Origin of the sequence: Pseudoflavitalea rhizosphaerae, assembly GCF_003991355.1 — a bacterium.
Lineage (GTDB): Bacteria > Bacteroidota > Bacteroidia > Chitinophagales > Chitinophagaceae > Pseudobacter > Pseudobacter rhizosphaerae.
Genome location: NZ_RCSU01000010.1, coordinates 100,947 through 127,403, shown reverse-complemented (window position 1 = coordinate 127,403; position 26,457 = coordinate 100,947). Strand labels below are relative to the sequence as shown.

General features: G+C 46.2%; 19 protein-coding genes. 12 read left to right on the top strand and 7 right to left on the bottom strand.

Annotated features, from left to right (window positions below; genetic code table 11):
* Window positions 1-14: 14 nt before the first annotated feature.
* Window positions 15-3,371, bottom strand: coding sequence for a PKD domain-containing protein (locus D9Y29_RS17700; protein WP_127130652.1), 3,357 nt, complete (start codon window positions 3,369-3,371; stop codon window positions 15-17).
* Window positions 3,349-3,681: a hypothetical protein gene (locus D9Y29_RS17695; protein ID WP_164735456.1), complete on the bottom strand. Its 333-nt coding sequence runs from the start codon at window positions 3,679-3,681 to the stop codon at window positions 3,349-3,351. Before D9Y29_RS17695 ends, D9Y29_RS17700 begins: the two co-directional genes overlap by 23 nt.
* A gap of 365 nt (window positions 3,682-4,046) precedes the next feature.
* On the opposite strand from D9Y29_RS17695, the gene D9Y29_RS17690 reads away from it, so the two are divergent.
* The 4 genes from D9Y29_RS17690 to D9Y29_RS17675 all read left to right on the top strand — a co-directional run bounded on the left by D9Y29_RS17690 (window position 4,047) and on the right by D9Y29_RS17675 (window position 12,826).
* Entirely contained in the window at window positions 4,047-5,678 is a 1,632-nt protein-coding gene (locus D9Y29_RS17690) for a hypothetical protein (RefSeq protein WP_127130648.1), read from the top strand.
* Between the two features lie 36 nt (window positions 5,679-5,714).
* On the top strand, window positions 5,715-9,587 hold the full coding sequence (locus tag D9Y29_RS17685) for a T9SS type A sorting domain-containing protein (protein ID WP_127130646.1): 3,873 nt from the start codon (window positions 5,715-5,717) through the stop codon (window positions 9,585-9,587).
* A 213-nt stretch (window positions 9,588-9,800) separates the two neighbouring features.
* Window positions 9,801-10,565 carry a carboxypeptidase-like regulatory domain-containing protein gene (locus D9Y29_RS17680; protein ID WP_127130644.1) on the top strand — a complete coding sequence of 255 codons (765 nt, stop codon included), beginning with the start codon at window positions 9,801-9,803 and terminating at the stop codon, window positions 10,563-10,565.
* Between the two features lie 1,070 nt (window positions 10,566-11,635).
* Window positions 11,636-12,826, top strand: a complete 1,191-nt coding sequence (locus D9Y29_RS17675; protein WP_127130642.1) for an ATP-binding protein — start codon at window positions 11,636-11,638, stop codon at window positions 12,824-12,826.
* 8 nt (window positions 12,827-12,834) lie between these two features.
* Here the strand turns inward: D9Y29_RS17675 and D9Y29_RS26705 are convergent, their stop codons facing one another.
* From D9Y29_RS26705 to D9Y29_RS17665, 3 genes are all read right to left on the bottom strand, one after another.
* Window positions 12,835-13,125 carry a class I SAM-dependent methyltransferase gene (locus tag D9Y29_RS26705; protein ID WP_206513822.1) on the bottom strand — a complete coding sequence of 97 codons (291 nt, stop codon included), beginning with the start codon at window positions 13,123-13,125 and terminating at the stop codon, window positions 12,835-12,837.
* Window positions 13,122-13,292 carry a class I SAM-dependent methyltransferase gene (locus tag D9Y29_RS26700; protein WP_206513821.1) on the bottom strand — a complete coding sequence of 57 codons (171 nt, stop codon included), beginning with the start codon at window positions 13,290-13,292 and terminating at the stop codon, window positions 13,122-13,124. The genes D9Y29_RS26705 and D9Y29_RS26700 overlap by 4 nt, the downstream gene beginning before the upstream one ends.
* 62 nt (window positions 13,293-13,354) lie before the next feature.
* Window positions 13,355-13,786 carry a hypothetical protein gene (locus D9Y29_RS17665; protein ID WP_127130640.1) on the bottom strand — a complete coding sequence of 144 codons (432 nt, stop codon included), beginning with the start codon at window positions 13,784-13,786 and terminating at the stop codon, window positions 13,355-13,357.
* A gap of 122 nt (window positions 13,787-13,908) precedes the next feature.
* On the opposite strand from D9Y29_RS17665, the gene D9Y29_RS17660 reads away from it, so the two are divergent.
* The 7 genes from D9Y29_RS17660 to D9Y29_RS17630 all read left to right on the top strand — a co-directional run bounded on the left by D9Y29_RS17660 (window position 13,909) and on the right by D9Y29_RS17630 (window position 23,097).
* Window positions 13,909-14,508 (top strand): RNA polymerase sigma factor, encoded by a 600-nt coding sequence (locus tag D9Y29_RS17660; protein WP_127130638.1) that lies wholly within the window; start codon window positions 13,909-13,911, stop codon window positions 14,506-14,508.
* A 78-nt stretch (window positions 14,509-14,586) separates the two neighbouring features.
* Window positions 14,587-15,681 (top strand): FecR family protein, encoded by a 1,095-nt coding sequence (locus tag D9Y29_RS17655; protein WP_127130636.1) that lies wholly within the window; start codon window positions 14,587-14,589, stop codon window positions 15,679-15,681.
* A 74-nt stretch (window positions 15,682-15,755) separates the two neighbouring features.
* Complete coding sequence (locus D9Y29_RS17650) at window positions 15,756-18,842, top strand: SusC/RagA family TonB-linked outer membrane protein (RefSeq protein WP_127130634.1); 3,087 nt, start codon at window positions 15,756-15,758, stop codon at window positions 18,840-18,842.
* 24 nt (window positions 18,843-18,866) lie between these two features.
* The gene (locus tag D9Y29_RS17645; RefSeq protein WP_127130632.1) at window positions 18,867-20,645 is read left to right on the top strand and encodes a RagB/SusD family nutrient uptake outer membrane protein; all 1,779 of its coding nucleotides are present in this window, start codon (window positions 18,867-18,869) and stop codon (window positions 20,643-20,645) included.
* 18 nt (window positions 20,646-20,663) lie between these two features.
* The gene (locus tag D9Y29_RS17640; protein WP_127130630.1) at window positions 20,664-21,521 is read left to right on the top strand and encodes a glycerophosphodiester phosphodiesterase family protein; all 858 of its coding nucleotides are present in this window, start codon (window positions 20,664-20,666) and stop codon (window positions 21,519-21,521) included.
* 420 nt (window positions 21,522-21,941) lie between these two features.
* Window positions 21,942-22,565, top strand: a complete 624-nt coding sequence (locus D9Y29_RS17635; protein WP_127130628.1) for a GyrI-like domain-containing protein — start codon at window positions 21,942-21,944, stop codon at window positions 22,563-22,565.
* 139 nt (window positions 22,566-22,704) lie between these two features.
* The gene (locus tag D9Y29_RS17630; RefSeq protein WP_127130626.1) at window positions 22,705-23,097 is read left to right on the top strand and encodes a winged helix-turn-helix transcriptional regulator; all 393 of its coding nucleotides are present in this window, start codon (window positions 22,705-22,707) and stop codon (window positions 23,095-23,097) included.
* Here the strand turns inward: D9Y29_RS17630 and D9Y29_RS17625 are convergent.
* Window positions 23,094-24,029 (bottom strand): SPFH domain-containing protein, encoded by a 936-nt coding sequence (locus D9Y29_RS17625; protein WP_127130624.1) that lies wholly within the window; start codon window positions 24,027-24,029, stop codon window positions 23,094-23,096. The two genes, D9Y29_RS17630 and D9Y29_RS17625, sit on opposite strands and share 4 nt — an antisense overlap.
* A 181-nt stretch (window positions 24,030-24,210) precedes the next feature.
* Window positions 24,211-25,011 carry an SDR family NAD(P)-dependent oxidoreductase gene (locus D9Y29_RS17620; protein WP_127130622.1) on the bottom strand — a complete coding sequence of 267 codons (801 nt, stop codon included), beginning with the start codon at window positions 25,009-25,011 and terminating at the stop codon, window positions 24,211-24,213.
* A gap of 198 nt (window positions 25,012-25,209) precedes the next feature.
* Between D9Y29_RS17620 and D9Y29_RS17615 the strand changes: the two genes are divergently transcribed.
* Window positions 25,210-26,421, top strand: coding sequence for an ROK family protein (locus D9Y29_RS17615; protein ID WP_241237970.1), 1,212 nt, complete (start codon window positions 25,210-25,212; stop codon window positions 26,419-26,421).
* Window positions 26,422-26,457 lie beyond the last annotated feature (36 nt).

The following is a 26,457-nucleotide window of genomic DNA, read 5'->3' as shown; positions in this document are numbered from 1 at the left end:
AAAGAAAATGGAAATCAACGGACAAGTAGTACCATGCCCCTGGTGTTCACCGGTCCACAGATGGTGATTGCGCGGATGAGGTAGGCATAAGCACCTGCTGGTTGCATTTGTCCATTGAATCTTCCATCCCAGCAGATGGAAGGGTTATTAGTGCTGAACAGTTTTTGTCCCCAGCGGTTGAAGATGGCAAACTCTTCAACTTTGGCATCTCCCCATCTTGCGATACCGAAGCAATCGTTCTTACCATCACCATTAGGCGAAAATGCATTCGGCACAACAAAGCGCGGGATACCTGCCTGAGAAACATTCAGGCGAACAAATGCGCTGGATTCACAGCCGTACTGGTTGGTGCCGATTACCTGGTAATTGGTGGATTCGGAAATTGCTGCAACGGGATTGGCCCGGGTAGGATCATTCAGGCCAGTTGCCGGCAGCCAGGTATAGCTTACACCACCAGTGGCGTTAAGTATTGCTGTAGGCTTGTTGCAGTTGATATCATTGGATTTGCCTGCTTGTATGAAAGGCAGTGGATTTACAGTTACATCGAGGTGGATGGTTGAATCGAAGCCGCAGGTATTGTCCTGTATATGCACGGAATAAGTAGTGTTGATATTGGGACTTGCAACGGGCGAAGCTGTTGAAGGATCATCAATGAAATTGGAGGGTGCCCAGCTGTATTGATCGCCTCCACTGGCGTTCAGGGTAACGGTTTTACCGAGACAGATATACCTGTTGCTGGCAGATGCGGCAAATTCCGGGTAGGGTAGAATGTCAACTTCAACGGAATCCATCTTTTTACAACTATTGATATCAGTTACCTCCACTTTGAATTTCATTTTTTCAAGTCCCACATGAGCATTGGGTTGGTTGCTGTTGATATCGCTTATGCTGGCAGCAGGCGACCAGTTGTAACTAACGCCACCGCTCACACGGAGCGGGAAATTGGCGAAACGGCACACGGTGGTATCCGGCGTTCTGGTGATATTGATCTCTGGGTAGTGATCGATGGTCACTTTGTCCTGCGCAATACAGCCAAGGGCAGTCTTTCCGGTAACGGTATACTCAGTGAGCGCAGCGGGAGCTGCGATGGGTGATTGAATGGTTGCATCGTTGAGGGAGGCAGCAGGCGTCCAACTGTATTCAGCAGCACCGGAGGCGTTGAGTTGAATACTGGCGCCGGGGCAGATGGTGGCGTCGGCGCTGGCAGTCACCACCGGGTTTTCCACATTCACCTTGATCCTGTCTCTTTTGATCAGCACTTCTCCGAAAGAAATATCATCCAGCGCAAAATCATTTCCTGCAAATTGCAGGTTTTGGTTCACAATGGAAATGGTGGCAGTAGTATTGTTGCCTGAATTCCAGGTTGCGTAGAATTGCGTCCAGTCACAGGTTGTGGCCGGTGCGCTGATGAGGTTGCCGAGTGTTAACCCATTAATGGAAAATTGTAAAAGTGCAGGGTTGACATTGGCGGCGCTGGTGATCCAGGTGGAGAAAGCGTAATTGGTATTGGGTGTTACGGCAATGGTTTGTTCCCATACTACCATATTAAGAACGGGAGAACCATTCACTACCATCATATTGCCATTGCCCGAAGTGTGGTCGCCGCATGACTGGAAACCAGTATGCCAGTTGGTGGGATTGTTTCCTATCCAGTACAATCCTTCAGGAAAGCCGTTGGCGGCATAGGTATATTGAGAAGTGAACCCGGTATTACCTGCACTGAAATCACCATTGCCGATTAGGTTGTTACCTATCACTTTTGCGTTGAGATAATAGGTCATATCTGTAACTGGAGTGGCTACAGGATTGAGCGTTCGTGGATTGTCGAGGTCCGTGGACGGGCTCCAGCAGAAATCGATGGCGGGTACTGTTTCAAGCTTGAGACTTGCCCCAATGCAGATGGTGGTGTCTTTGGTGGTGATGAGGTTATCGTCGGTAACGAGGACACGGATTACCTTGGTGATCACTTCGTCGCAGGTGCCGTTGAATGCGGTGAGTGTAATAGTATAGGTACCGAAGGTATTGTAAACATGGCTCACATTCTGACCGGTAGCTGTATTGCCATCGCCAAAATCCCAACGGGCGTTGCTGACGTTGGCGCCAAGAGCTGAAAAGCTGAGTTCATAGGGATTACAGATGTTTTGAGAAAAGCCGAAATCCACTTGTTTATAATACTCAACAAAGAATGTATCTGCCGCTTTGCAGCCAAACATATCGATATCCACCCAATATTTTCCGGGAGCTGATACATCTATTTCCTGTGTAGTGGCGCCTGTGTTCCATAAATATTTTGCATGCGTGGTGGGTGTACCTAAACGAACAGTTCCATTAAGACATAGTGGTAGCAATTTATTGGGACTCTGAACTGGAGCAGGCATCACTACCAGTTGGTGGCAAACGGATGATTGTGTAGGTAGACCATCGTCGATAGTAAGATTGATATTGTAAGTACCGGGTGAATTGTACTTGATGGGAGGCGGAGTTTGTGCTGTTGAACTTTGTTGGCTGGCGTTGGTGCAGCCGGCGAACTGCAGTCTGGTAATAGAGTTGTTGTTGACGTTGGTAACAAAGGCAAAGAGGTCTTCGTTTACCCGGAATAATTTGGAGATGGAGTGGGGGAAGGCAAGGTTACCGAGGTTTCCCAGATCTGTTCCAATTGGCGGTTGGCCGAGGCCGTTTATAAAGTCCATCCGGCTAATGGAAGGATTACTGGTATTACCATTAACAATAAATGCCACCGCTTGATCGCAGTTCCTGATGATGGTGATATCTCTTGGGTGCTTCAACACATTGTTTGGGTTACCCAGGTCTTCTCTTACGGGAGTATTGAGCAGGGAGTTGCCGAAATCGAATCGGACGATGGAAGAATTACTTGTTTGATTATTTCTAAGGTCATCTCCGGAGTCAATCACAAAGAGACGCCAAAAACCATTGTCGTTTATCACATACAGACCCGTTGGAAATGCCGTGAGTCCCACGCTTCCCAGGTCTACGCCGGTAGGTGTATTGTTAAAGCTGCTGGTGAAATCAAATCTCAATAGATGACCATGCCTGTTCATTGTGATGCCATACCAATTGTTCCCATCTTTGAACATATGTAGGTCACTGTTGGGATCGAGACCTCCGAAATTGCCCCAGTCAGTAACGGTGGGAGAGGTATTGGAGAGGTCGGTGCCAAATTCGACTTTGATCATTTTGGGGGTAGAGGCCGGAAGAATGCCGCCTGTGATGATCGCATACCATTTATTTTCATTGAAGATGATCTGAATGCCTTCTGCATTTGGAATGATTGCGCCAAAATCACCCAGATCGATGCTGTTGGGTATATTCAGCAGACTGTTCCCGAAATCATGGGCGGACCAAAGTCCCATTTCCGAAATTCACAGAGAAACCATACCAGTTACCGTTATACTGTGCATAATCCATAAATACAGGCATGTTCAGATTACCTCCGATATTACCGAGATTGGTGCCGATAGGCGCCTGCTTCAGATCAGCTACACAAAAATTCCAGAAATACGTTTGTGCTCCAACGGTGGTGTTGGTAATTGTGAGATTATTGTTTATACAGATGGTGTCCGGAATAGAAAAGGAAGGTGTAACCGTAGGCTGGGCATAGCTTACACTTCCAGCAAAAAACAGGAACAGGCACCAGGCAGGGATTCTATAAGCTGAAAACATGGGCGTTAATGGATGCAAGAATTTTGAGTTTACCGGGGCTGGTATTCGGAAAGATAACAATAAAAAATAAGCCTGTCAATAAATACAAGCCTTTCCCAACATGCAGGGGAAGCCCGGAGCCAGTCCGGCATTGAAACAGTTTTCGCAAAGAATCCGTTTTTCCTCATTGATAAAAGATGTAGCATGAGTACTACAATAAGATAGAAAACAACCTACGTATGATATATATTATTTGACCGTATTTGCTGAATATTCGCAGCATTCAGGCAAGTTTTTTCACCCGTTTGTCTGATGTTGTTTATCTGTTTGAATGCCATCGGCATAAAAACATCTTATATCCTTAAAAAAATATATAAAAGTCCAAAATGACAAAACTCTACCCGTCCAGGCGTCTGTTGCTATTATGGAAGCACAGGCTTCTCTTCATTCCTTTTTTCATCGCGATTTTATTTTCAGGTCAAACTTACGGTCAGGCATATGTGAATTACAGCCGGGTGTTTACCAGCCCAAGTACAGATGCTGTTCAGGGACTGGTTACCGATGAGGCCGGCAACAGTTATATGGTGGCAAATTTCAATTCCGTACCTACTTCATTTACGCCTACCATTCCTGGAACGCCTCCTGCAACTCCGCTTAAGCCAATGCTGATAAAGTTTTCAGCTTCCGGTGGTATTGTGTGGAGCCGCTTTCTGACTACCAGCACCGGGCAATATATTGGCGCCGACAAGATAGCTTATGACAATGGAAAGCTTTATCTGATCAATGGCACCAGTACCCCTGGTCTACCAACAACAGATGGCAGCACCTACAACGGCGGCACTGCCGATGCACTATATGTTGTATTGAATGCCAGTTCCGGTGCGATTGAGACCCTCACCTACCTGGGTGGATCCGGCGAAGATCAAAAAGGTTATGGCATTGTTGCAGAAAACGGATTTGCGTATGTTGTTTATGCTACCAACTCTCCGGATGTACCTGTAACAACCGGGCCAGCGTTCAATGTGCAATATGACCATGTTGTCACCAAGCTCACGTCAAACGGATCTGTGGTTTACAGTACTTATACAGGTAATGCTACTGGTGGAGGAGCTCAATCCGGAGTTGTAAGCCTGGCAGTACACAATGGAACTGTTGCGTTTGGCTGCCTGGTTACAGCGGATAATAATTTCGCCATTACAACCGGTGATCCTTATAATGCTGCTAACGGCGCTGATTGGGGGATCGTTAAGCTCAACGCGGATGGCTCCACTGCATACAGAAGGGTAATCGGGGGAAGTGGCGCTGAAGAGAACAGCTTTAATGTGCTTGTAAATAATGGTGAAGTTTTTATAGCAGGCACCACACCTTCCGCTAACTACTCAACAACAGACGGGACCAGCACTACCGGTTCTGTCAGGTACCATGTGGTTACCAAATTCAATAATGCTGGTGCTACTGTATTTAGTACCGTGGTAGCTGGAGTAGGCGCCAGTGCTACCATCTCACCGATCAAATTCAACAGCGGTTCTGTTTTTGTGCATGGCTCCAATGTAGGAGGCCTTCCTGTTATGAATGTAACAGATGCATCATCAACTGGCGGCAACTATATTGCCCGTTTGAATCCTGCCAGCGGACAACCTTTGTATGCTATCCGGTATGGAGTAGGAGCCAGATCGCTCGCAAGCGTGGGACAGGCATTGGATGTTATCGATGGACGGGCAGTTTGTATGACTTCCACTTTGAACATTACTACCAGTATCACCACAGATGGAACTATCAGAACAAATAATTTTGGTAATTACCTGGCTGTTTTTTCTCCTGAAGGCAAACTTACCTATGGAACGTACAGGCTAACAGGTCAGGGTACGGGTGGACAACAAACATTTCTGGCAGCCTCCAATAACAGGATCTATACTGCCGGTGTTCACAATGCATCTGTATTAAATCATTATCCTCTTACAGAACCCATGCTGGGATCACCGAATGGTGCTGAAGTTCAAATGGTAAGTTTTGTTTAGTGCCCTTCATTGCCAACACAGAATGATATCTCGCCGTTGACCCAGACGATCTGTGGCGGTGGCTTCACACAGGCGCTTACCGGTAATAAAGTAGCGCTGCCCTCTTCAGATATGCCAACACTGATCAGGGGTGGAGTAACTATTCCACAAACTGAGATCTCTGCCAGGTATCAATGGCAGACGGCCACTGCTGCTGCAGGTCCCTGGACAAATATCTCAGGGGCTGCCGGAACTTTAAAGGATTATTCGCCTCCTTCATTGGCTGAAACACGCTACTACCGAAGGATTGTGTTGCCGGCAGCAGGCTGCGGTGAAACGCCTGTCAGTACTTCAGCAGTTGCCGAAGTGGTGGTTGGGGCCAACAATAGCCCGGTTATTACTTCCAGCGCTTACACCACCTGTGTTGGATCTCCTGTTAATATCGAGGCCACTGTTTCCGGAGGCGCTACTCCTTATACTTATTCATGGGATAATGGCATCGGCAGCATAACCAATACTGCTACCGTTACTCCAACTACCCATAGCGTATATACGCTGACAGTTACTGATAATAATGGTTGCGAACAAAAAGGACAGGTGGTAGTGAATGCATATGCAGCCAATGCAGGCCCGGATGCAATTGTTTGCGCGGGCAAGCCAGTTCGTTTAGGTGTTGCACCTCCTGCAGGTGTTGCCGGTATGGTGTATGCCTGGACGCCAGCTACCGATCTGTCTGATGTAACTATCGCTCAGCCATTGGCTAGTCCAACTACGGCTCAGACCTATTCACTGGAAATGACCGTTCCCATTACCGGTGGCGGTACCTGCACCACAACTGATGATGTGAATGTCAGCATAGTTGCTGGTCCTGTTACAGCCAACTTTGCCGGCAATGATGTTGCTGTTTGCAAAGGATCTACAGCAGTTTTAGGAAATGCTGCCGAAGCAGGTTTCTCTTATACATGGAGCCCTGGTAATTACCTGAATGCAACCAATGCCAGCACAGCAACTTATGATCCTGGCTCAGGAGATGCAACGCCTAACCCCATCACTTATACGCTTACTGCTGCCAGTGGCGGCTGTTCATTTACTGATGATGTAACCGTGTATCAGCTCAATGTTGATGCAGGCGATAGCAGGATTTGCGGACCCCGTACTGTTGGTGCTGGTGATCCCATGCCAGCTGTAACCGGTAAAACATTCCTGTGGGAAGTGGTATCCGGTACCGGTACTATTACAGGAGCCACCAATACTGCCACTACCACAGTATCTGAGTCGCTCGGCGGCCCTACTGTTTATCGTGTCACTATGTCTTATCTCGGAACCAGTTGCTTTGATTTGGTAACTGTTCCTGTTTGTGGAGATGCAGCTGCCTGTGCTTTGGACAGCATCGAGGTGATTGCAGATCACAGTTGCCCAAGTACGGCATTCGGCGCAGTTACACTTCGCGCAGCACCATCAAACCTGAATACAAACGACTGGACTTACACCTGGTCTTCTGCTCCTGCGGGAGGGATCTCTTCTACCACAGGGCCCATCATTACCCTTACCGATAATGTCGAGAGGGATGTTACAGTAACTGTTGCTAGTAAAAACAATCCCAATAGCCGCTGTTCAAAAACCATTCGTGTGAATGGAGCCAGCTGGGCATTGCCTACCTTCACTGCACAGGACCATGTAATCTGCGAGGCTACCCCGGTAAATATCGGGCAGGCTGCAGTAGCTGGCTATTCATACTCATGGACAAGTGTGGATCCTTCAGACCGGTACGCTTCCAACCCAACGGTAAGTCCTGCTGTAACTACCAATTATTTGGTTGTAGTGAAGGAGCCAACATCTGGCTGTTCAATGCGTGATACAGCTACCGTAAAAGTTGCTGCCGTGGTAGCTGATCCCGGCGCTGACTGGATAACCTGCAGCAATGCGGTAATTCAGTTGGGCTCACCTGCCCGCCCCAATTATACTTATTCCTGGACTCCGGCTGTTGCGAGTTACCAGGATGGTACTACTAACACATCTGCACAACCGAAAGTGTTGGTAGCTATAACACAGGACTTCACGCTGCGTGCTACAGATACCGAGAGCGGTTGTTTCAAGGATTCAACTGTTCATATCGTAGTGGATGACAATCCTGTACTGACAACCCTGAGAGATACCGCTATCTGTCGCGGTACTTCCGCTGTGATTGGTAACCCAATGAATGGCAATGTTACTTTTGCATGGAGCCCTGCAGCAGGACTGAGCAGCACAACGGTTGCACAGCCAGTCGCAAATCCAACAGCTACACAAACCTATACATTGGTGGTTACCTATTATGATGCTGCCAATGTGCCTGTCTGTACCAAGAGCGGTACAGTAACGGTTACCGTTGGTGGTCCGGAAATCACCATGACTGATGCATCTGTCTGTACTTCTGATGCGCTGTATAACCTGGGCAATAATGCCTCTGTTACAGGTACTATCGATACATATACATGGAGCCCGGAATTATCCGTGTCTAACCCTGCCATTATCAATCCTGCTGTATTGGCCAATCCAACAACATCTGCTCAATACACATTGGTTGTTCGTGATGTGGATGGATGTTATGATACTGCAACAACCATATTAACGGCAACTACCACTCCCCCCAATGCAGGAAGTGCTACCGTTGTTTGTGCAGGAAGCAGTGTAATGTTGGGCGATCCAGGTAATGTTGGAACCTGTACCTGGACCGTTACACCTACTCCGGATGCAGGATCATTCCCTGTAACGACTGGCCCCAGTCCTGTGTTTACGCCTTCTGTGGCTGATGCAGGAGCCAGTGCTTTGGTTGGCCGGGTGTTTACCTTTACCTGTTCACAGGATATAGGAGGATGTATCAATACTTCAACTGTTAATGTAACTGTACGTGCGTTCAGTTTACCTGCGATGCCTGTTCAAACCGTATGTGAAAATGCATCTGCCAACATCGGGGTAACACCTGCTGCTGGCGTGAGCTATAGCTGGAGCCCTGCTACCAATCTTGCAGATCCTTTTGCCGCCACTACACAGGTGAGCAATGTAACCGGTACTTCTTCATATACACTCACTGCGGTACATGAAAATGGATGTGTGGCTACTGCCGACGCTGTTGTTGGTGTTAATCCAACACCTGCCCCAACAGTGTCCATTGCAGATGTTACTACTAAATTCGGAACACCTGCGCCATCCTTCAACCCACAGGTGAATCCGGCTGCAGGCAGTTACACGTATAACTGGACGCCAGCCAACAAAGTGAACGATCCATATATCAACAATGCTATGCCTACAGAAAACAGACTGGGCACTTATACTTATTCCTTGTCTGTAACAGATGGTAATGGTTGTACCTCTACCGCACAGGCCCTCCTGCGCATAGAGAACCTGGATATATTGCCGGTAACGCTTTCTTCGTTTACTGCTACCAGCAAGGATTGCGGCGTTACCCTCAACTGGAAAGTGGAATCAGCTTCCAACTTCTCTCACTTTATTGTTGAAAGAAGCCTGAACGGTGGAAGTTATGTTGCCGTGAAGAAGGTAAACTATGAATTCAATCGTATCTATTATAACTACCAGGATGCAGAAACCGGCAATGGTAACTGGAGCTACAGGCTCAAAATGGTGGATATCGATGGACGATATGAATATAGCAGTATTGTTCGCGCTACTGTGAAATGTACATCTGCAAACAGCAGTCTGAAAATATATCCCAACCCTGCGTCCAGTATCCTGTACATCAACAGCAGTAAACCTGTGAAGTCAGTAGTGGTTTATACCCTAACGGGTAGCCAGGTACTTCGCAAGGATTACGCACAGTCAGCTGCAGGTGTGTTATCATTGCCTGTGAGCAATCTCGTGACCGGTATTTACCTGGTTCAGGTTATTGCCCAGGATGGTACCAGCCAACCGGCAAGACTGGTGAAGGATTAGAAAGACCAGTAGGTTTAAAGAAAACGGTGTCTCTTCTGAGGCGCCGTTTTTTTTCTTTGACCGGGTAAGATAGTTGTACGGATCATCGGCAGATTTGGGTGGTTCAGTGGTGTTTCGATTTACGCCCAGCGGCTTCATGTTAATATTGGGCAACCGGAATCCTCTACAGGAGCAGATTTCTGCCGGTAATTTTATTATCATCAATTCACCAATATGAAAAGAGTAAGTTATCCGTTAAGGAAAACGATGTGCGCCTGCGCAGCAGGGTTTGTGCTGCTCATACTAGCCTGCAGCAATAAAGACAGCGATGAAAGCAACTCCGGCAACAAAGGGTATGTAACAGGCGCTATTACAGACACGCAGGGCAAACCCATTGCAGGCGCTGAAGTAGTGATCGACAATACCATGATCTACAATTCCAACCTGCTTGCCAATTCCGATGCAGCAGGTAAATACAAAGTAAAATTGAACGGCCATTTTACCTGGTCGGCTTCGGCAACTTTCAGTAAAAACTATAATGGAAAAAATTATAAATTCCATTTACAGCCCGATAATAATGACGGCTTTACATCAGATGGCGCCGTGCGCAATTTCTCCTGGAAGCTCACGGGGCAGCGTCCTGAATCGAATACCAGTTTCTATGGCTCCTGGATACAGCTTCAAAGTGAGATCGGTAGCGATATCCTGGCAGAAAATGTAGATTTCATTCTTACGCCTGATGGTCCGCTGGTAGATGGCTCTACCGGGCAGACCATCACCAAAAGAGGCGGCGCCCCGCAAACTTATTCTTATTTCAAATTAATGGATATTCCCCTTGGAAGGTATAAAGTGAAAGCGAGATATCAGGGTAACTATCTGACCCTGAAAAATCTTATCAATAATGAATCCGGAACAGAAATCACATTGAACTTCGAACCTGAGATCGTGTTGACGGGCCTGGTTTGCGATAATTGCGCAGTAATTGAATACAAGAGTTAATGTATTGATTTAATCAAGGAGCTGCCAGCAGCCTGTTCATAACCTGCAACTCGCCGATGATGCCGGGCGCATCTTTATGATTTTTTCCGCGAACTCACTGTTCGGATAATTGAAATGACGTACCGTATAAGTGTGTGCACATTTCACACCAATGTAATCATGATCGCGGAACCGACTCAGTACGGGACGCAATAAACAGATTGCTTTGATCAGGGTATCGAACATTTCCTGATTGCGATGTTTGTGGAATTTCTTTTCATCTTCAATTGCCCGGAGTTTGCGGCGCATTCATCGCAGTTTTCAAATACCTCTTCTTTACATATTTGCATTGAATTTTTGGGTGAGATAATAAATGGGGCAGGGGATGCCTGGGTGGTAAACCCTGTACTGTGCAGTGTTAGCACGTCAGTTGAAAATGTCCATGTTTGATAAAAGATGAAATAAAGAGAAGGTAAGCATTGAAGAACCCTGCAGATGATGGCATAAAAAAACTATAGGGTTGATACCTGCCTGCCTTCTGCAACACTGGCCCTGACAAGGCCCCGCCTTTCGGCGGCCGATTAACAGAAGACAAAAGTAGGCCCAACCCTATAGCAAGACGATATGTAAATGCGCTATGTACTTTTCGTAAAGCAATATACGAATGGAGGAATAGATTTGGATTTGAGATGGGAAGAAAATTGATAAATATTTTAGTAATAACGTGAATGTATAAGTGAAGAGGCGATAAGAAAGATGATGTCTTCCATAAGTATAGCCGATATTGTCGATGCGTACAAACATGCTTCCATGTTCTCCAATACTTGTGTGTAGTTGCAAATAGTTATCTAAACCTTTATTTGTTTCCTTTAATATTTGCAGGGAATCCAATTTGCAGGGAATCCAAAAAAATTGCAGATTTTTTGATCACTGATGTATTCCGCTAACAAAATACTTTTCTTTTAATTGTATGATTATTAGATTGTTATATGCAATTTTGCAAAATTGCTCTTTCCATATAGCAATTTATTTAAGTTTTTGCTCTTTGTAAAGAGCAATTTTGGCTATTTTTGCTCTTTGTAAAGAGCAATATGGAAAAATTATTTGAGAAGTCCTTTAAGAAACTGGACCAGATGACTTACAAATTCAGCCGTCATCTTCTGGACGAGATTGATTTCTCCAGCAGAATGATTGGTATTAAAGGTGCGAGAGGTGCCGGTAAGACTACACTTTTGTTGCAATATGCACATAAACAATTACCATTGGATCATCAGGTTTTATATACAAGCTTAGATGATTTATGGTTTACTGAAAACAATCTGGTAGACCTCGCTGATGAATTTGTGAAGCTAGGCGGCCGTTATCTTTTGCTCGATGAAGTTCACCGATACCCCGGGTGGTCGCAGGAACTAAAGAATATATACGATGACCAGCCTGAACTTTCAGTTGTTTTTACAGGATCTTCCATTATGCACCTGGATAAAGCCAGGGGAGACTTAAGCAGACGCGCGGTGATGTATGAGTTGAGAGGACTTTCTTTTCGGGAGTACCTGGCTCTGACAACAAATGTTTTGCACAAAAAACTGGAATGGGAGACTTTGCTAAAGGAACATGTTGGTGTTGCGCGCAGTATTATTCAAACGGTGAAGCCGCTGGAGCATTTTTCTAATTATCTCAAACATGGTTATTATCCATACTTCCTGGAAAATGTAAACCTGTATCCGCAAAAGCTGGAAGAGACTATTTCTCTCGCACTAAGTGCAGATCTTCCCGCATTACATGATATCACTCCTGCAAGTATTGAAAAGATCCGTCAGCTCTTATATATCATTGCTGAATCAGCTCCATTCAAACCCAATATTTCTAAACTGAGCGAAAGGACGGGAGTATCACGTAATGCCCTGATCAGCTATTTACATCATCTTGAAGATCTTCGAATCATTAACAGTCTTTACAGTTCTGTCACTGGCATAGGAGCTTTACAGAAGCCTGAAAAAATTTTTCTTTATCATCCTAATCTGCAATATGCGCTCTCTTATGCAGAATCCAACATTGGCAATGTAAGGGAAAGTTTTTTTATCAACCAGGTAGAGGCAATAAAACCAGTTACCTATACCACAGAGGGTGATTTTGCTGTAGGTAGGGATATGTTTGAAGTAGGTGGTAAAGACAAACAGCAACAACAGGTTAAAAATTTTAAAAAATCATTTGTGGCGGCAGACGGTATCGAGATCGGGCACGAGCACAAGATTCCACTATGGATGTTTGGTTTACTCTATTAGATCTACGACTAATTGATCAATTGCGCCATCCAAACATTGGCATGGCCGCAATCAATATCGTTCTCTTTAAATTGTAGTACCCGGAATTCATTGGCTTCAAGTAATTCTTTGTATTGATTTGTATCCAATGAGCCATGGTATAGATTTACACCGCCATTCTTCCGGTTGAGGGACAATTGACGCATGTCCTGCTGAAAGAATTCAATTGAAGGGAAGTTTTTCTTTGCAATTTCAAGAATACTGTGGCTGGCATCAACTCCGGTAACCTGTATTCCTCTATTGATAAAGTAGTTCATCATGGCATTCCTGTTCCACAGCCAAGATCGAGCACCGTGGAATTTTCACCGATGATATTAGTCACTTTGTCCAGCCATAGGCGCTCCATCAGGGATTGAGGCCGGTTTGCTGCAAACCAACCCGCAATCAAATTATATCCCTTAAACACATCTTTTCTTTCCTGATCCATAAGATCGAGTGATAATAATGGCGCCTGAGAGGGCGCCATTATCTATGTGCAATCTTGTTTTCTTATTTCTTACTCTTCTTCACATCAAACACCAAATAAGTTTCATCGCCCACAAAAACATATTTCTTCCCTTCCTTCTTCACATACATCTTCATCAATGTATCCTTATTCTTTCCCGATCCTTCCGATACAATAATGGATTTGTCTATTTCATTATATACCCAGCTGGTTTTACCATTCAAAGCACCTCCGGATTCTTTGGCCATCAATTCGAGCAGTGCAATATTACATTTTCCATCCTGCGCAAATTCCATTTTTGAATTCACTATGCCCTTCACCATCTTTTCATAGCCATCTTTGAACTCTTTTGGAGCATTGGGTGCAAGGGAAACCCTGGTAACCGTCCAGGTGCCTACCAGTTCCTCTTTCGTCTGCGCAAAACTTTTCAGAAAAAATACTGACAATAAAATCGAAAACAATACGGCTTTTTTCATATAGGGATAATTATTGTGTACAATATAGACAGATATTCATAATTACATAATCTCCCGGCAAAGATTCTGCCATTAATTTTGCCCAGGCTTTTGAATTATCCGGATTCTATAAATTACAAAGGATGCGTGTAGCGCAGGCAATACCGCAAAACCAGGTTAAGGAAGATGAACTGGCGCAGTTTGATACTGTGTATCACCAGTTCCATCAGGCTGTGTACGCCAATATCAGCAAACTGGTTTGTGAGCCCCATATGGCGGAAGACATCCTCCAGGAAGTTTTTATCAGCCTTTGGGAAAACAGACAGACCGTCAACCTGCAGGATGCAGGCGGATGGCTCTTTGTAGTGAGCTACAATAAATCCATAACCTTCCTGAAAAAGAAAATTCGCGAAACCTCCGTTATACTCCCCGATACAGAATACCTCGCCACCATTTCAGAAGAGCAACCGGTAGACGAAGAATTGTTCCAGCTCCGTCTCTCCATGGTGGAAGAAGCCATCGATCATTTGCCTCCCCGAAAAAGAGAGGTATTCAGGCTTTGCCGTTATGATGGCAAATCATATGATGAAGTGGCGGATATGCTGAACATCTCTGTGGTATCCGTGAAAGATTACCTGAAACAATCCACGCAATTCATCAGGCAGTATATCAGCCGCCACTACAATAATATCGAGATCCCAGGCATGTACTTACTCCTCATATATTTCAGCCAGCAGGGTTGATAACATTTTGGTAATATAAAATGTCATCCCCTTTTTTTCATTGCAGAGTATTTATGGTGAACCACGGTTCCAAATACAATGACAGAACGGTATCAGTCAGCCATCAGCAAGGTTTGGAAAGAAGCATTGAGCACGGAAGAAAAGCTCATTCTCCTGGAGCAGATCACCAGGGATGAAACCAGTTGGAAGGCTTCATTACAACATCAGTTTCAACAGGATGTTCATAACGGAACGCAATACCTGCCGCTGCAAAGATCTGAGCTGATACTGCATCAGCTGCATGAACGTATACGTCTTATGGACGAAACTGCTACTGGTATTGAATCAGGTACGAAAGTTATTCAAATGCAACCCCGGATCATTCGTTGGGCAATGGGTATGGCTGCTGCGATACTGATCATAGCTGTGTTCCTGTGGTATCCTTTTGATAAAAGCAATGGCATCAATAAGCAAACCCTGGCGCTGTATAAACCACAACGTGAATATATGCGTCATATCAATAGAACAGGGAAAGAGGAATTTTTTAGTTTAAGTGATGGATCGAAAGTAAGATTGGGGGCGGGTTCAGAAATAGTATGGATTGAAGGGTTCACAGGTTCCGAAAGGAAAATACAAATGGGAGGTAAGGCCTGGTTCGATGTGGCGAAAGATAGTCGCCGTCCATTTTCTGTAGATGCCGGAAATATCACAACCACAGCATTGGGAACAAAGTTCATGGTGAATACACTACGCAACAGCAAAGTGGCCGTACAATTGTTTGAAGGAAAAGTGAAGATCGAATCTGAGTCTCAGGGATTGAAGACAGTTTACCTGGAGCCAGGGCAACAATGCATAATAGATGCGCATTTGCAGGCGGTGGTAAGTAAGTTGACAGCGGTTACCAATTCAATTGTCGATACTGAAAGTGAACAACAGGAAAAATCCCGTCCTGCCCTTAGAAGAATAAGACCACTCGAGTTTGTACAAACACCATTGGTGGAAGTACTGTCGCAACTCGGTCACAGATACAAAGTGCAATTCAAATATGACCTGTCGGAAATCAGCAATGACCAGGTAACGGGAACTTTCCTGGCTTCCGATTCCCTGAAGGTGACGCTGAAACTGCTGCAATCGATCAATAACCTGTCCTTTAGCCAATATCAGGATACCATTCTCGTCAGCAAACTGAAATAAGTTAACCCGATACAAATGTCTGATCGCGCCTGAACAGGCGCGCGGACCATCACGCTCATGAATAAATATTCTGTATGATAACAAACTTTAGACCTTTACAATGGTGCTGCCTGCTGCTGCTGTTCCTGCTGGGAACCACTGCTGTACAGGCGCAGGCAAAGGCTCAGTTGAATGGTATCGTCACTACTGAATCAGGGGACCCCCTGGACGGTGTGAGCATTACCGTGAGACTCGCCAATGTGAAAGAAAAAGAACTGCAAACCCTCTCCGCAGACGAAAAAGGTGTATTTGTGGTATCCGGGCTGAATCCCGGCAGCAAGTACAGTTTTACATTTTCATATGTGGGCTACCAGGAACAGACCGTGAAGAATTTTGAGATCAAAGCGGGTGTGAACAATTCACTGATCGTTAGAATGAAGGAACTGCCTTCCGGACTGAATGAAGTGGTAGTGATCGGGTACGGGTCCGTAAAGAAGAAAGACCTCACAGGAGCCGTTAGCTCTGTGAAAGGAGGCAAGGTTACCGAAGTGGCTTCAGGTGACATCACCAATGTGTTGCAGGGTCGTGCTGCAGGTGTAATGGTGCAGCAAACTTCCTGGAAACCCGGTTCCATGGCTGAAGTGCGTGTTAGAGGTAATCGTAGCATCAATGGCGATAATGCCCCTTTGTATGTAGTGGATGGCGTTCCGTTTGTAGATGCCATCAATATGATCAGTCCAAACGATATTGAATCGATGGAGATCCTGAAAGATGCCTCGGCTACCGCCATCTACGGAAACCGCGGCGCCAACGGTGTGATCCTGATCACCACAAAAAAAGGAAAAAAAGGAAAATCCATCGTGGAGTATAACGGTTATTATGGGATCCAGAAGAACCAGCCTTTGCCGGAGCTGATGAATTCAGCTGAATTTGTGGAATACTCCCGCGAATCACAGCGAAACTCACTGGGTGGTACATACGATGGAAAACCAAATAAAGAGAATGATTTCAAAAATGAACAACTTGTGGCCACGCCTTACATGCGAGCACAAATGGAGCGTGCATGGGCCAGCGGTACCTACGATCCAACGCAATTGACTACTACCGACTGGCTGGACTATGGCCTGCGCCAGGGCATGATCCAGGACCATCAGTTGAGCATCCGTGGCGGCTCTGACCAAACCAGGTTCCTGCTCTCGGCGGATTACTTCGATAACAAAGGTGTGGTGCTGGACCAGGATTACAAACGATATTCCGTTCGTCTCAATGCCGATCATGATGTGAGGAAGAATTTCCGTATCGGTACTCAGATGTCTTATGCCAACTCCGCCCTCAATGCAGGATGGTCGGACGTTTTCGACGGATATGGGTTGAAGAGTTTCAATCCGCTGGCTTCTCCTTATAATGAAGATGGCACGCTCGCCATGTTCCCTACCAACAATACCAGAACACCCAATCCTGTTACCAACTTCGGAAAAACAAAGCGCCTGAGAAAACAGGACCGCATCCTGGCGAATTTTTATGGAGAAGTGGACATCCTTCGCGATCTCAAATTCCGCTCCAACCTGGCACTTGATTACCGCGCCTTCCAGAGCTTCGATTTCAACAGTGAGAATACTGCCGCCGCAGGTGGACAGGCGCCTTCCTCCGCCATCAACGGATCAGAACGCCGATTTATGTATTCATGGGAAAATATCCTGAGCTATACAAAAGAACTGGATGATCATTCTTTCTATGCCACGCTCGTGCAATCCATACAGCAGGAGAAATCGGAATCCAACAACATCAATGTAAAGGAATTGCCTTATGACGGTCAACTCTATTACAATGTAGGCAGCGCACTTACCATCAATAATGTTGGAAGCAATCTCTCCCAATGGAACCTGGCATCTTTCATGGGAAGATTGAACTATTCCTTTAAAGGAAAATATTTAGCGACTGTCTCTGCCCGTTATGATGGCTCCTCGAGACTGGCGGAAGGACAAAAATGGGTACTCTTCCCTTCAGTAGCGCTCGCCTGGAGGATCAAGAACGAAGACTTTCTCATCAACAACAATACGATTACTGACCTGAAACTCAGGCTGGGATGGGGACGTACCGGTAATTCCGGTATCGATCCCTACAAGACCTGGGGTAAGCTCAATACCATTCGCTACGTATTCGGAGAGAGTTCTGCGCTTGGCTATACACCCAATGAAATGATCAATCCCAATCTTACCTGGGAAACAACAGGTACTTATAACGTGGGCATCGACGTTAGTTTGTTCGATGGCAGGATCAGTGGTAGTATCGAAGGTTATGTACAAAATACTTATGACCTGCTGCTGAACAGGCCATTGCCGATGGTGTCTGGCTTCCCTTCCATCCTCAGTAATGTGGGCAAGACCCGTAATACCGGTATCGAGTTCACGCTAAACACCATCAATATGCGCAAACGCGATTTTGAATGGCGTTCGGACTGGATCTTCGCGCTCAATAAACAGGAAATTGTTGAATTGTACAATGGAAAAAAGGACGATGTTGGCGCCTACTGGTTCATCGGTAAACCCGTGAATGTTTATTATGATCTCGGGTTCAATGGCATCTGGCAGGATACAGAAGCAGACAAAGCTGAAATGGAGTTGTTCAACAAGAATGGGTCTACGTTCAAGCCCGGCGATATCCGTCCACTCGATCGCAACGGCGACAAAAAGATAGATGCCGGCGACCGCTACACCATCGGTCAGCGCGATCCCAAATGGACTGCCAGCTGGGCCAATAATTTCCGCTACAAAAATTTCGATCTCGGTGTTTTCTTCGTAGGCATGTTCGGGCAGACCATCAACCACAATATGGATATGCGTTTCGATGGCCGCTACAATCAGCCTAAACTGGATTACTGGACGCCCGTGAATCCCGGTACAAAATATCCACGTCCGCTATTGGGCACTGCCAGCGTGAATTACCTGAGCACACTCAATTATTACAGCGGCTCCTTCGTTCGCGTGAAGAATATTTCACTGGGCTACACGCTGCCTGCACATATCACCCAAAAAGCTTTCTTCGAGAAGTTTCGTGTATATGCAAGCGTGCAGAACCCCTTCCTCATTACCAATTTCCCCGGCACGGACCCTGAAGGCGCTACCGGCTTCGACGAGCCCAGTGTAATTACCGGATTGATTGGTGTAAACATTTCCTTTTAACTGAAAGTATAAAAGTTAAGAAGTATGAAAAAGATGATTGGTGTTGTGCTGGCATCCTCCATGTTGATGGGCACAGCCTGTAAAAAATACCTGGCCGAAGAGGTTGTTAGCAGTGTGAGCTACCAGCTCTATACCACCGAGAAAGGGATCGAGGGCGCACTGGTATCGGCCTACAATACGCTCCGGCAGGGCGTTACCAGCGAAAGAAAACTGACGCTCTCCGATGCAGGAACAGATCTCTTTACACTCGGTTCCGACGGTAACGCTGCCTTCAACCAGTACCTGGCAACATTGAGCTCGCTTGATGGCAAGCTCACTGATTTCTGGGATTATCATTACAAGGGTATCTCCGAGTGCAATGTGATCATGGCATACCTCCCTGAAGTTCCCATTGCAGATGCAAGAAAAACAGTGATCGAGGGCGAAGCGAAATTCCTTCGCGCTTTATATTATTTCGATCTTGTACAACAATACGGAAATATTCCATTAGTGCTGGAATCATTCGATAAAGTGAAAACGGATTTCAAGCGTGCTCCGGTGAAAGATGTGTACGAAGCCATCATCGCCGATCTGAAATTTGCATTTGAAAACCTTCCGGCAACAGCCGCTGCACAAGGCCGCTGTACTAAGGCCGCGGCCGCCCACCTGTTATCGAAAGTGTATCTCACAAGAGGCAGCGCTGTTTCTGCGGAGCAACGTGCTATCCGCGGAACGCAGGCTTCAGATCTGGACAACGCAATTACATATGCAGGAAAGATCGTAAACAAAGAGTTGGGAACTTTTTCTCTTGTAGCGGATTTCGCAAAATTATGGGATATCAATAACCAGGTGAACAGCGAAGTGATCTTTGCCGTTCAGTTCACTACAACGCAATTGAACAATGGAAGCGGTAACCAGCAACACCTCTACCATGTTCCGCAATACGATGCCATCAATACCAGGATCCTGGCACGTTCTGTTGAATATGGCAGGCCGTACAGAAGGGTGCGGCCAACTCCATTTGTGTATGACGGATTGTTCGGCGCAACAAGAAAGTATGACTCAAGGTTTGTGAAGTCATTCGTATGGGGATATATCGCCAATAAATCAGCCAACGGTATCGTAACCACGGCAGGTAATACCATCAATGTGGCAGCAGGGGATACTGCTTTGTATTTCTCGCCCATCAATTACGCCACTCCGACTCCGCTCGCCGATGCTGTGCAGGAGCATAAACGTTTTGCACTTTTCTATCCGCAGAACACCTATGCGCCAGTGACAATGAACAATATCTTCCCCGGCCTTCGTAAATGGCTGGACCCTACCAGGCCAACTACCAATGAAACCAATGGAAGCCGCGACTGGGTGATCTTCCGCTATGCAGAAACCCTGTTGATCCTCGCAGAAGCCTATGGCAGAAAAGGGGAATTCGATAAAGCCGTTCCTCTGATCAACGAGGTGCGTGAGCGCGCTGCGTACAAGGAAAATGAAGCCAAGACCATCCAGTACTGGACTTTTGAAGGCGGCACTTATGCAGACCGGACCAAATCAACGGTGGCGGATATGCGCATCACTGAATCTGATATCAATGCCAATTTCGTGGACTTCATGCTGGATGAACGCGGCCGTGAATTGCTGGGTGAGCTGAACCGCTGGGAAGACCTCGTCCGTTGTGAAAAACTGAAGGAGCGTGTGGAGAAATACAATCCAGATGCGCAGAATATCAGGGACTATCACCATTTGCGTCCCATTCCCCAAACACATATCGACAGGCTGGACCCGCGTGGTCCGATCGAAGAAGAACAAAATATCGGCTACTATTAATCTATAAACTGGACCTATATGCGAAAGATACTGTCTTCCTTTTCATTTTTTATATTACTCGCAGTGGCAGCGGTGGCACAACAGCCCACCGCCCGCTTCCGCGAGATCCAGGAATCATTCAGGAATACCAATAATTCCATTGTTATGATTGCCGCGCATCGGGGCGCGCACCTGGAGGATCCTGAGAATTCTCTGGCAGCTTTTCAAAAGGCCATCGATATGGGGATCGATATCATCGAGTTGGATGTTCGTTGTACCAAAGATGGCGTGCTGGTTTGCATGCATGATAAAACTGTAGACCGCACCACTAACGGTAAAGGCAATGTGAAAGACTTCACTTTCGGGGAGATCCGCAAGCTCAAGCTGAAACACAATAGCCAGCTTACGGAAGAGATCATCCCCACACTCGAAGAAGCCCTGAACCTCACCAAAGGTAAGATCATGGTTGACCTGGATATCAAAAGTGCCGGGTGCATCGATGGTATCATGGAAATGGTGAACAAGACCAATACCGCAGATCAATGTCTCTTTTTTGTTGGAGAAGCAGAACATGTAAAAATGATCAAGGATAAAAATCCTGCCTTCATGACCCTGCTGCGTACCAACAGTGCAAAGGAAGTGACGGATGCAATTAAAGTGGTGAAGTCCGAAGCGATTCACATCGATGAATCACACAATAGCGCAGATGTGATCAAAAAGATCAAAGCCAATGGCGCAAGAGTATGGCACAATGCGTTGGGTGATGTTGACAAAGCCGTGAAGGCTGGTAACACCACTGCATTTGAACGTGCCGTGAGTACCGGCACGAATATCATTCAGACAGATTATCCTGCTTTACTGAAGCAGTTCCTGATCGAAAAGAAAATGTATTATTAACCCCTGGGTAACCAGCTTGATAAAGAAACTCCGGCCTGAACGCCGGAGTTTTTCTGTTATCCTGCTGTGGGAATGGCCATGGAAATAAGAAGTACTGGGATGGTATGATTTAGTTTATATTTTCTTTGTGTGATTGTGTAGATGCCATATCGCTCCAGGCGGGTGTTGGCGATCTTGTCGCCCAGTCCAGGACCAATGGCGGATAAAGAAACCTGGTCTGGGGTCGTAACTATGTTTTGAAATATCGCTGAGTCCTTCTGGCGTAAGTATGTTATCCATTGACAGCCAAATAAGCAACTTCCTGCCATAATCCGAAACCGAATGAGTAACTGCGTTCTATTTTAATACAGGTGAGCCATTTATTGTTGACATAGGGCTGTCACTCTGCACGCTTTTCTTTGTACATAAAATATACCGGCTATGGAAAAAACTGACCTCAGTAAAAAGTACAAACAGTATTATTCCGCTAAAGCAAGCCCCGAACTGGTAAATATTGAAGCCGCCCGGTTCCTGAGCATTACCGGTAAAGGTGATCCGTCTGGACCTGCGTTTGCAGATTCCATTCAGGCGCTCTACTCGGCAGCCTATGGGATCAAATTCTTTTACAAGGAACAAGGGAAAGATTTTGTAGTGGCGAAACTGGAAGGTCTTTGGAAATTCGATGCAGCTAACTACAAAGATGTGAGTATGTCCGATGCGCCTAAATTGATCCCTCGTTCTGAATGGGAATACCGTCTGCTGATCCGTCTGCCTGATTTCGTGGGCAAAGAGGTGGTAGTTAAAGCTCTGCCAGAGATCGCGGCGAAAAAGAACATTGCGCGTGCAACAGATGTGGAATGGTTTGAAATGAACGAAGGGAAGTCTGTGCAGATGCTGCATGTGGGACCTTTCTCCACCGAGCCAGAGTCATTGCAGAAGATCGCTGATTTCTGTTTGGAGAAAGGATTACAACAGAACGGGCTCCATCATGAGATCTATCTTTCGGATTTCCGGAAAACGGCGGAGGCAAAACTCAAAACCATTTTGCGGGAGCCGGTGAAATAAGATGGGCTTTTGGTTTGTCACTATAATTATGAAAAAGGAGACATTTGTTGTTTGACATAAAACCTCATACCTTTACTAATCTAAAGTAAGCTGTGAACAAAAAGTTAGCAGCATCCTTTAGGTTAGTAAAATTAGAAACATGAAAAACAGCAACGGAAAAATAAGGCTCTCCGCACCTGAATGTAATTCAGCTTTGTCTGCCGTGGGCGACGCATTGTATGTGATCGGAGGGAAGTGGAAGCTGCGCATCATCATTGCCCTGTCCGAAGGCAACAAACGTTTCAATGATCTGCAGCGCAGGGTGGAAGGCATCTCTGCAAGAGTACTGAGCAATGAATTGAAGGACCTTGAAATGAATGGTTTCGTGAAGCGTGTGGTGAATTCAAAAGCAAAACCAGTTGTAGTTCAATATGAGCTCACAGATTATTCCGATACACTTGAAGAAGTACTGCATGCGCTGCATAACTGGGGCCGGCAACACCGGGAGAATATCATGCAGCGCAGCAGGAAAATGAAACTGGTGGAAGCTTAATTCTTTTTGTCGAGCGAAAGGATGATGCCACCGCCATTGCCACTTTGTACCTGTGGCAATTGTCCATCCCATTTCTGAATTTTCAAATACTCGATATAAGTACTGTTGAGAGAAACCTGTTTTCTCCTGATCGCTTCTGCTTCACCGGAAGCGGAAATCACTTGTGCAGCGCTGTCGGCCCTGGCCTGTGCAATCTTTCTGTCTCCTTCTGCAATAGCTACCAGTCGCTGGTTTTCGGCTACCTGCACTTCCTGGATCGCCTTCGTTTTTGCTTCGATGGATTGTTGAAGCGCTTCAGGAGGAATGATATTCGTTCTGAGTTGAGAGATGGTAAACCATTTGGCCACACGTTTATTGGCTTCGTTCACAATATCTGCTTCAAATTTTTCACGCTCATTGAAGATATCATCTACTGCCCATTTGTTGGCCACATCGTTCACTGTGCCTACGATAGCGGTCTGCAGCCATTGTTGTTCGATGCTCTTGATATCAAGACGCAGGTTCTGGAACATATCGCCCACATCGCCGGGTTTCAGTGAATAGTTGAAACTTGGTTTAATGGTAGCGGAGAATCCTCCCTTGGTGATCACCTGTTGTTCAGGATAATCGATATGCTGCTGAAAGGTGGGGAACTCGTAGAGCTTACTGATCCAGGTATTGTAGATCACCCAGCCGGTCTTGTATTCGAATTTGCTCACACCGCGATCATCACCCGTTAGATTCACTTTGATGCCAACATGACCCGCATCCACCCGTTCCATATTGAAGGGTTGTATTGAGGCGATGATGAAGCCGGCAATCAAAATAAATATGCCGAACCAGAATTTGGAAGATGACATGGCGCGGCCGCCTGCGCGGATCGCCGACCAGTTGGATTTGAAATAAAGGAATACGATCAGCAGGGTGCCGACAACAAATAATGCTGTGATCATTTTCTGATAAGTTTTTTAATGAGAGGGGTTATAAGGAACCAGATCAATGCAACCTGAATCACGATCGCCAGCACCAACAGCATTGTTGAGCTTTGGCGGTTGATCAGGTATTCTACATTCAATGTAGAAAGGGCAATGAACAATAAGATCCTAAGCAGGGTAATCATAAGAATACCCAGTCTCAGTCCACCAATGATCCACAAGTGAGATTGATAACGGTGCCGGTTATTGCGCTTGCCTGGTCCGAAGCCATGAACAATGCTGCATTGGCCACTTCTTCCAGCGTTGGTAATCTTTTGAGTAATGTATTTGCCTGAGCATGTTGTTCCAGCATATCTGCAATACTGATCCCCGCGCCGCCGGCCGCTTTGGCAAACACTTCGTTGCTGTGCGATCCTTGTGCAGCCGCTTCCGGCATCGCATCCGGTCTGAGGCAAACAGAGCGGATCCCGTAAGCTCCCAGCTCTCCCGCAAAATGACGGTTCAATGCCTCGATCCCTGAACAGGCCAGGCCATATCCCATGAAACCTGTACCCGGTAATTTGGAACCCGGTGTGGAAATGCTAAGCAGCACACCGCCTTTTTGTGCGATCATGAATTTTGCTGCGGCCCGCGCTGTGATGAAATTGGCGCGGATATAAGTAGTTACAGGAAACATGAAATCCTCCAGGCTGAGCTCGGGAAATGAAACACCCTGTATATGAAATGTACCGGTAACGTTCACTGAAATATCGATGCGACCAGTTTCTTTTACAACTTCTGCAACATGTTTCTGCACGGCAGCTTCATCCTGCACGTCCAATGAATCTGTATGAATGCGTCCGGGATCATTACCGATTCCGGCGGCTACCTCTTCCAGCTTGGCTTTGTCCCTGGCCACTAAAAAAATATTTGCGCCGGCTTTGTAAAATGTGCGGGCAATAGCGCTGCCGATGGCGCCGGACCCTCCGTAAATGATGGCGGTTTTATTCGACAAAATCATAATCAGTGTTTTAGCTTTCCAAACTTACCTTTGCCGGCCCAATTTTCCCGGGTGTTCCTGCGTCAAAAAAAGGGTAAATTTTCCTCGGAAAAATTTCAATAGTCGTGGCTTGTTTATAAATATTTTAATAACTTCTTGGAATTATTTAAGAAGTTAGCTATTTTAACAGTCCATTTACACTCACTAAAACTGACGCCCGTGACGGAAAAGCAGCAGATGTATAAGCAGAGCCTGATCAAATACCTGTACTTCAAGAAGGAATTGTCCTGTGCGGACCTGAGTTCATTCACAGAAAAAAGCCTGCCCTACACTGCCAAAGCTTTGTCGGAACTGATGGAGGATGGAGTGGTGGTGGAATCGGGCCATGCCCATTCTACCGGTGGCCGCAGACCGCAGATGTATTCGCTGAAGCCGGATATAATGTACGTGGTAACAGTGGCAATGGACCAGTTCATCACACACGTTGGTATACTGAATATGCACAACCAGTATGTGGGAGAGGTGGAGAAACTGGAACTGGACCTGAGCAATCAGAATGATCCTTTGGAACAGCTTGGGCAATTCCTGGACGGGTTCATTGCCCGCTCCGGTATCCCCAAAGAAAAGATCGCAGGTATCGGCATTGGAATGCCCGGCTTTGTGGATGCGAACAAGGGTATCAATTATACTTTTTTACAGACAGGTAGTGGCAGTATTGTGAGTCATATTGAAAAAGTGACGGGACTGCCTGTGCTGATCGATAACGACAGCAGCCTTATAGCGCTGGCAGAGCTTCGCCTGGGAGCTGCACGAGAAAAGAAAAATGCAATGGTAGTGAATATCGGCTGGGGTATCGGATTGGGGCTGATCCTGGATGGCGGTCTCTTCCGTGGCGCCAACGGTTTTGCCGGTGAGTTCAGTCATATTCCATTATTCACAAACGACAAAATCTGTAATTGTGGAAAGATGGGATGCCTTGAAACGGAAACCTCACTGTTAGTAATAGCCGAAAAAGCGATAGCCGGACTGAAGAGCGGAAGAACATCATCCATGAAGAATCTTAGTCTTGAACAAGTGGAAGAAACTTTCAGAACCATTATGGATGCGGCCAACAAAGGCGATAAATACGCAGTGGAACTGATCTCGCAGGCGGCTTATAATATTGGCCGTGGTGTGGCCATCCTGATCCATGTGTTGAATCCCGAGCAGATCGTATTGAGCGGGAGAGGGGCATTGGCAGGAAGGATCTGGCTGGCGCCAATTCAGCAGGCATTGAATGAACATTGTATTCCAAGGATCGCAGAAAATATCGAGATCATAATCTCTCAACTGGGGTATGAGGCCGAACGTCTGGGAGGCGCTGCCCTGGTGATGGAACATTTTGATAGTATCAGGCCGCACAGAAGAACTCATAAACTGATGCCTGCCTGATCCGGAAAAGCTCCGTGCAATGCCTTTACGCAGGAA